This is a genomic window from Dietzia sp. SYD-A1, assembly GCF_015356725.1.
GTDB lineage: Bacteria > Actinomycetota > Actinomycetes > Mycobacteriales > Mycobacteriaceae > Dietzia.
This window is the reverse complement of sequence record NZ_JADDKI010000420.1, coordinates 1-2059: the sequence shown is the minus strand read 5'-3', so window position 1 is coordinate 2059 and position 2059 is coordinate 1. Positions and strand designations below refer to the sequence as shown.

Sequence of the window (2059 nt, the reverse complement as noted above, 5' to 3'; positions counted from 1 at the left end):
GGGGACTCGGTGCCGGTGACCTGGGCGGGCGACTCGGCGCCCTCGGCCGCGGCGGTGCCGGTGACCTGGTCGAGCTGCTCGGCCTCCCACTCGGCGAGCGGCTCGGCCTCCTCGCCGGTGGCCTTGCCGGCCTGGGAGCGGGCCTTGAGACCCTCGGCGACGGCGGAGGCGATGACCCGGGTCAGGACGCTGACCGAACGGATCGCGTCGTCGTTGGCCGGGATCGGGTAGTCCACCAGGTCGGGATCACAGTTCGTGTCGAGCAGGGCGACGACCGGGATGTTGAGCTTGCGTGCCTCGCCGACCGCGATGTGCTCCTTGTTGGTGTCGACGATCCACACGACGGACGGCACCTTGGTCATGTCGCGCATACCGCCGAGGGTGCGCGCCAGCTTGGTCATCTCACGCGTGAGCATGAGAATCTCCTTCTTGGTGCGGCCCTCGAACCCGCCCGACTGCTCCATCGCCTCGAGCTCCTTGAGGCGGATGAGGCGCTGGTGCACGGTCTGGAAGTTGGTGAGCATGCCGCCCAGCCACCGCTGGTTGACGTACGGCATACCGACCTTGGCGGCCTCCTCGGCGATGGCCTCCTGGGCCTGCTTCTTGGTGCCGACGAACAGGACGGTGCCACCGTGGGCGACGGTCTCCTTGACGAACTCGTACGCCTGGTCGATGTACGTCAGGGTCTGCTGCAGGTCGATGATGTAGATGCCGTTGCGGTCGGTGAAGATGAACCGCCGCATCTTCGGGTTCCAGCGACGGGTCTGGTGGCCGAAGTGGGCACCTGCGTCGAGCAGCTGCTTCATGGAGATGACTGCCATGATGGGTTGAGGGCTCGTCCGGCTTGGAAGCAGCCGGACCGCGAGGCCCTCGTCCTCGCTTTCTGTGTATCGGGTTACGCCCGTGAGACCGGGTGGTCTCGGGCCCTGGTGTCCGCACCGGACCGAACCCCTGACGAGCAGGGGCACCTACAGGTCCGCTGTCCGGTATGGCCGGGGCTGCTCGCCCCGGGTCCGGATGCCCCCTCCGTGGAGAGCGCAGGACACGCGAAGTCAATCGACGTCAGTCGACCGCGTCGAAAATCATAACCCGCCTGCGCCCGCACTCCAACACACCGTCACCGGTCGCCCCTTCTGTGGAGCGTCCTCCGCACCTTCCACAGCACGGCCGACGGGCGGGCCTCACCCGAGCCCGACGGGTGTACTCACACCATGGGATCCACGAGTCCGGCCACCGCGACGACACCTGCACGCCCGGCCCGGGCGTCCACTGTCGTGTCCGCAGCGGCAGTGGTGGCAGTGGTCGGGCTGCTGGTCGTGGCCCCCCGGGCCGCGGCGGTCCCGGAACCACCGCGCCGGGATCTGAGGGGGCCGCTTCCCGGGCCGGTGTCGGCGGTCAGGCCCTTCGACCCTCCCGCTCAGCGATGGCTGTCGGGGCACCGGGGGGTCGACCTGGCGGCGCCGCCCCTCGCGGTCATCCGCGCACCCGCTGGCGGCACCGTGGTGTTCGCGGGCGCCGTGGGCGGTCGTCCGGTGCTCTCGATCGATCACGGTGCGGGGCTCCGCACGACCTACGAACCGGTCCGGGCCACCGTGCGCACCGGGGACGACGTCGCCACCGGGGACACGGTGGGACATCTCCTCGCCGGCCACGCAGGGTGTCCCGTTCACGCGTGTCTGCACTGGGGCGCGCGCGTCGCCTCGGGCGGGCCTGCGGGTGACGACGACTACATCGACCCGCTGAGCCTTCTCTCGGTCCACGACCGGCCGATCCGCCTCAAGCCGACCCTGCCCGGGGACGGGGCCGGATGAGCCGCGCCGAGGCGACCCACGCCGGCCTGATCCGCGCAGCGCCGGCCCGGGCACCGCCGACCCGGTCAGGCCCTCGGGTGGGCGCCCCGATAGGCGGCGCGGAGCCGCTCCGCTGAGACGTGTGTGTACACCTGGGTTGTCGCCGGGGTCGAGTGGCCCAGGAGTTCCTGGACGTGGCGGAGGTCCGCGCCGCCCTCGAGCAGATGGGTCGCGCTGCTGTGCCTCAGCGCGTGGGGTGAGACCTGCGG

Annotated in this window: 3 protein-coding genes; 1 reads left to right on the top strand and 2 read right to left on the bottom strand. The window is 70.9% G+C overall.

The features are described from left to right. A partial coding sequence (gene rpsB, locus IY392_RS15075; protein ID WP_194861648.1) for a 30S ribosomal protein S2 occupies positions 1–821 on the bottom strand: 821 nt, incomplete at its 3' end. A gap of 390 nt (positions 822–1211) precedes the next feature. On the opposite strand from rpsB, the gene IY392_RS15070 reads away from it, so the two are divergent. Next, positions 1212–1811, top strand: coding sequence for a M23 family metallopeptidase (locus IY392_RS15070; protein ID WP_194861647.1), 600 nt, complete (start codon positions 1212–1214; stop codon positions 1809–1811). 65 nt (positions 1812–1876) lie between these two features. Here IY392_RS15070 and IY392_RS15065 read toward each other — a convergent pair. Continuing rightward, the coding region (locus IY392_RS15065) for a tyrosine-type recombinase/integrase (RefSeq protein WP_194861646.1) at positions 1877–2059 on the bottom strand (183 nt) is incomplete at its 5' end.